Origin of the sequence: Streptacidiphilus anmyonensis, from assembly GCF_000787855.1 — a bacterium.
Classification (GTDB): domain Bacteria; phylum Actinomycetota; class Actinomycetes; order Streptomycetales; family Streptomycetaceae; genus Streptacidiphilus; species Streptacidiphilus anmyonensis.
The window spans coordinates 149,532-154,231 of sequence record NZ_BBPQ01000010.1 but is presented as its reverse complement, the minus strand read 5'-3'; the positions used below and the strand labels follow the sequence as shown (position 1 = coordinate 154,231).

The window sequence follows — 4,700 nt, the reverse complement described above, 5'->3', positions numbered from 1 at the left end:
CCGCCAGGTCCCCGCCGATCGGGGCCGGCGGCGTCGGCGCGTCCTCGGGCTGCGCCCGCCGGCACGGGCCTACCGGTAGTACTCCCCCATCAGCTCCGTCGCCCACGCGGGCTGACGGAGCCCGCCGCGCGGTCCGAACTCCGCCATCCACGGCTTGAGGTCGAGCACCGGCGTGCCGTCCACCGCGTCGAGGCCGCGGACGTGGAGGTCGAGGCCGTCGACCTTGACCAGTTCGCAGCGCGAGACGCCGAGGCGGTTCGGGCGGTTCTTGCCGCGCTGGGCGAAGATGCCGACGAGCGGCCAGTCCTCGCGACCGCGCGGATGCCGCGCGCCGGTCTCGATCTTCGACTCCGGGACGAGGTGGAACTGGAAGACGACCTCCAGGTGGGAGAAGTCGCCGAGGCCGGCCACGGCCTCGGGGCCGTACTGGGCGGCGTCCAGGCGGATCACCGCCTCCACCGCGCCCCAGTGGTCGTCGCGGACCTCGCCGCGGCCGCCGACGACGTGGCCGATCGGGGTCAGCGGGACGATCTGATCGCTGCTCATGGACATGCTCCGAACGGGGGCCGCGGGTACCGGATCCGCAGGCCCCCCGTGCCCGCTGACCGCCTGAGATCCGCGCGTATATTGACGCCAGGCCAATGAGCGCGGGAGCACCATGTCACCACGGCGGGCGGCAGTCAACGAAGTCATGCGGGCCCGATCCCGCGAGCGCATCATGCAGGCGGCCGTGGAGCTGGTGGACCGGCGCGGCTTCACCCAGGTGACCCTGAGTGACATCGCGGAGCGCGCCGGCGTGGCACGCGGCCTGGTGTCGTACTACTTCCCGGGCAAGCGGTTCCTGCTCCAGACGGCGATGCACCGGCACATGCACCTGACCCTGGCCGCCGCGCTGCGCCCGCTGGACGATCCCGCCCACCCGCACCGCTCCGAGGATCCGGACGTGTGGCTGGCCACGGCGATCGACGCGGTCACCGGTCTGGCCGTGGACCAGCCGACCCTGATGCGCACGCATCTGGCGCTGATCCTCGCGCCGCTGGACGGGGTCTTCGTGCAGGACGAGGAGCAGCAGGAGCTCGGCCGGCTGCTGCAGGAGGTGCTGCGGCGGCGCGGCTCCGCCGATCCGGCGGCCGACCACCCGGTGCTGCGCAGCGCGCTGATGGGCGCGTGCATCGGCATGCTGCTGCCGGGCGCGGAGGCGCCTGCGGAGCTGATCCGGGCGGACCTCTTCGCCCGCTACGGCCTGGACACCGCCCTGGGCCCCCGCGCCCCGCACCGCGAGGGCCACCCCGACGGCCACCGCGAGGGCTGAGCCTCACGCCTCCTTGAGCAGACCCGACAGCAGGTCGACCGTCTGCTCGGGGGTGAGGCTGTCGACGCTGAGCCGCTCCATCACCTGGATGTAGGCGTCGACGTCGTCGCGCTTGTCGAGGTACAGCGCACTGGTCAACTGCTCCAGGTAGACGACGTCGGGCAGGTCCTGCTCGGGGAAGCGCAGGATCGAGAAGGCGCCCGTCTCGGCCGCGTGGCCGCCGAACCGGAACGGCATCACCTGGAGCACGATGTTGGGGAGTTCGGAGACCTCGATCAGGTGCTGGACCTGGGCCCGCATCACGTCACGGCCGCCGATGGGACGGCGCAGCGCGGCCTCGTCGATCACGGCCCACAGACGCGGCCCGGTGCCCTCGGTGATCATGCGCTGGCGGCGCATCCGGAGGTCGACGCGGTGCTCGATCTCCTCGCTGGCCATGTGAGGGCGGTTCAGGCCCATGATGGAGCGCGCGTAGTCGGCGGTCTGGAGCAGGCCGGGGATGAACTGCACCTCGTAGGTGCGGATCAGGGCGGCGGACTCCTCCAGGCCGACGTAGGTCTGGAACCAGTTGGGCATGGCGTCGCTGAAGCTGTGCCACCACCCGTTCTGGTTCGCCTCGCGTACCAGCGTGAGGAGTTGACCGCGTTCGGACTCGTCGACTCCGTACAGACTGAGCAGATCCACGACGTCCCGCTCCTTGAAGCTGACGCGCCCCAACTCCATGCGGCTGATCTTCGACTCGGAAGCCCTGATCGTGTAGCCGGCGTCCTCTCGGGAGATGCCCTTCGCCTCTCGAAGGCGGCGAAGCTGGGAGCCGAGGAGGATGCGGCGGACCATCGAACCGCCCCCCGGCTGAACCGTGGTCATTCCGTCGAACCTCCACCCGCTGGCTACAGGGGCCAGTCTGCCACTGTCCGGCACTGTCCGGGCGCGCATCGTGCCCGGTTGTTCACACGTCGGTCAAGATTGGCGCGAGGACATGCCATGTCCATCGCGCTGTGCAATCACATGATGACACTCTGCACGGGAATCTGCACGTGCATCTGCAAGCAATGCGAATGCACGTGAATCCACTCTTGCATCTGACGTATGCGAAGAGGACCATGGTGCACGTGCACCTGCACGCCCCGAGGCAATCCGCCGAGAACGCCGAGATTCCGCCCCGCACGCCCACAGGGAACGGGGCCGCGCCCGCATGGGAGGAGCTCTTCATGGGCCTGAGCCCGGCGGTGGCAGCGGACCGTGAGTCGATCGTGAGCTGTGCACTGGCACCGCGTCACGAATCGGTCCGCACGGCACGCGAGTTCACCCGGCTGACGCTCAACCGCTGGGAGCTCGGCGAGCTCTTCGACGACGTCGCCCTGGTGGCAAGCGAGTTGGTGACGAACGCACTGCGTTACGGCCTGCCCACGGTGGTCCCCGAGCAGCGCGGCTCCTGGCCGCGGCGCGGCGCGACGAGCCCGATCGGCGACCGGATGGACGCCGTGGCCGACGTCGCCGTCGCCGAACTCCCGGCGCCGCTGATCCGGTTGAGCCTGGTCCGCAACGAGCCTCAGGTGGTCTGCGCGGTGAGCGACCCCAGCGAGCGCGGCCCCGTCCCGCGCGAGGCCGACTGGATAGCGGAGTCCGGGCGCGGACTTCATCTGGTCGAGTCCTTCAGCCAGTCATGGGGCTGGCACCCGATCGCGGTGGGCAAGGTCGTCTGGGCGGTCTTCGAACTCCGCACCCGCGCCTGACGGCGCCGGCGGACCGGCAGCGACGGCGGCGAGACGACATGACGAGATAGCGGACACGAGAAGGCCCAGGAGCGAGCTCCCGGGCCTTCCGCACAGGTGCACCAGCGCGGCTCACTCGGCCAGGTGGTCGAACTCCCCGGCCTTGACCCCGTGGAGCAGGGCCACGATCTCCGCCTTGGTGTAGATCAGCGCCGGACCGTCGGGGAAGCGGGAGTTGCGCACCGCGACGTCCCCGTCGGCCAGCCGCGCCATCTCGACGCAGTTGCCCTGCGAGTTGCTCATCCGAGCCTTCTGCCAGACCACTCCCTCAAGTTCCGTGGCGGCGATGCCGTTGTGGATGCGACGCATAGGTATCTCCCCGGATCGTGCGAGCGGTGCACCATGCAGCGGTCTCACTGCCGGTGATGATATCGCCAGTGCACGTGCACGTGCAGGTGCTTATGCGTGTGCACATGCGTTTACATGAGGTGACAGATTCCTTTACAGCGCAAGGAGTTGACCGCCCGAAACGGGCAAATCCGGGCGGACCGTTGTCGCTCTCGGCTACCGGTGCACTCCGGCGCGCCAAAAACAGCGCCCATGATCGACAGCATGGAACTCCCCCGTGACGCACAGTCAGTAATCATGTGCTGCTTCCATCTATGTGACGCTGCTCACGCCCGTACGGTTCAAACGGCCTGTATAAGGCCACCCGCCTCCCTTCAGGCGAACGGATGACCTACGATCGTCCCCCATGAGCACTGCCGCGACTCCCAGCACGCCGCTGCCCGTCCGTACGCCCAGCGCCCCCGCCAAGGGACGCCACCGCCGCCCCGAGCGCCCTGAGCTGCCCGAGGGCGCGCCCGCGCTGCTGCTTGCGGTCCCCGCACAGCCCTCCACCGAGGCCCGGCAGCTGGCCGAGGAGATCGCCACGCTGATCCGCCTCGAGCAGCCCGGCATCGAGGTCTCCCCCGCGTACCTGACAGCGGGCGAGGAGGACGGCCCCTACACCTGCGTCGGCCTCGCCGACGCGCTGACGGCCGCCGTGGAGGCCGGTGCGCCTCCGGTCGTCGTCCCCCTCTCCCCCGGCCCGTCCACGGAGCTGGACGCCCTGCTGGCGCCGTTCGAGAGCGTCAAGCCGACGGACACCCTCGGCCCGCACCCGCTGCTCGCCGAGGCCGTCCACGTGCGGCTCAGCGAGGCCGGCCTCGCGCGCGCGGACCGCGCGCGCCTGTTCGCCATCAACACCTCCGCCGACGGCATCGTCCTCGCCGGCACGGGCGGCCCCGAGGCGCTGGAGCTGGCCGAGGTCACCGCGGTGCTGCTCGCCGCGCGCCTGGCCGTCCCGGTCGTCGCGGCCTCCCTCGACTCCGCGGAGTCCGTCGCGGCGGCGGTCACCCACCTCCGCGAGACCGGCTGCACCCAGCCCGCGCTGGCCCCCTACCTCCTCGGCCCCGAGGTCTCCTCCGAGGCCCTCAAGGGCGTCGCCGAGGCGATCGACTGCGCGGCGGCGGAGCCGATCGGCGCGTACGCCACCGTCGCCCGCCTCGCCCTCGGCCTCTACCTGCGCGCGCTCGGCATCGACGCCGAGGGCCTGTAAGGGCCCGTCGGCCCGGACGACCGCACGAACGCACGAACGCCCCAGGGGCGCGGGGCTCCACTCGCAGTGAGTG

At 70.8% G+C, this 4,700-nt stretch carries 6 protein-coding genes; 3 read left to right on the top strand and 3 right to left on the bottom strand.

Annotation, left to right across the window (positions count from 1 at the left end; genetic code table 11):
* Positions 1–69 precede the first annotated feature (69 nt).
* Positions 70–546 carry an SAM-dependent methyltransferase gene (locus TR50_RS13265; protein WP_236654397.1) on the bottom strand — a complete coding sequence of 159 codons (477 nt, stop codon included), beginning with the start codon at positions 544–546 and terminating at the stop codon, positions 70–72.
* Between the two features lie 145 nt (positions 547–691).
* On the opposite strand from TR50_RS13265, the gene TR50_RS13260 reads away from it, so the two are divergent.
* The gene (locus TR50_RS13260; protein WP_236654396.1) at positions 692–1,312 is read left to right on the top strand and encodes a TetR/AcrR family transcriptional regulator; all 621 of its coding nucleotides are present in this window, start codon (positions 692–694) and stop codon (positions 1,310–1,312) included.
* Between the two features lie 3 nt (positions 1,313–1,315).
* Here TR50_RS13260 and TR50_RS13255 read toward each other — a convergent pair whose 3' ends face one another.
* Positions 1,316–2,179, bottom strand: coding sequence for a Sco1979 family transcriptional regulator (locus TR50_RS13255; RefSeq protein WP_042382960.1), 864 nt, complete (start codon positions 2,177–2,179; stop codon positions 1,316–1,318).
* A 344-nt stretch (positions 2,180–2,523) separates the two neighbouring features.
* On the opposite strand from TR50_RS13255, the gene TR50_RS13250 reads away from it, so the two are divergent.
* A complete protein-coding gene (locus TR50_RS13250; RefSeq protein WP_042419887.1) occupies positions 2,524–3,048 on the top strand; it encodes an ATP-binding protein in 525 nt (174 codons plus the stop codon).
* Between the two features lie 111 nt (positions 3,049–3,159).
* On the opposite strand, the gene TR50_RS13245 is transcribed toward TR50_RS13250, so the two are convergent.
* On the bottom strand, positions 3,160–3,396 hold the full coding sequence (locus TR50_RS13245; protein ID WP_042382958.1) for a DUF397 domain-containing protein: 237 nt from the start codon (positions 3,394–3,396) through the stop codon (positions 3,160–3,162).
* Between the two features lie 385 nt (positions 3,397–3,781).
* On the opposite strand from TR50_RS13245, the gene TR50_RS13240 reads away from it, so the two are divergent.
* Positions 3,782–4,627: a sirohydrochlorin chelatase gene (locus TR50_RS13240; protein ID WP_042419885.1), complete on the top strand. Its 846-nt coding sequence runs from the start codon at positions 3,782–3,784 to the stop codon at positions 4,625–4,627.
* The last annotated feature ends 73 nt before the right edge of the window (positions 4,628–4,700 follow it).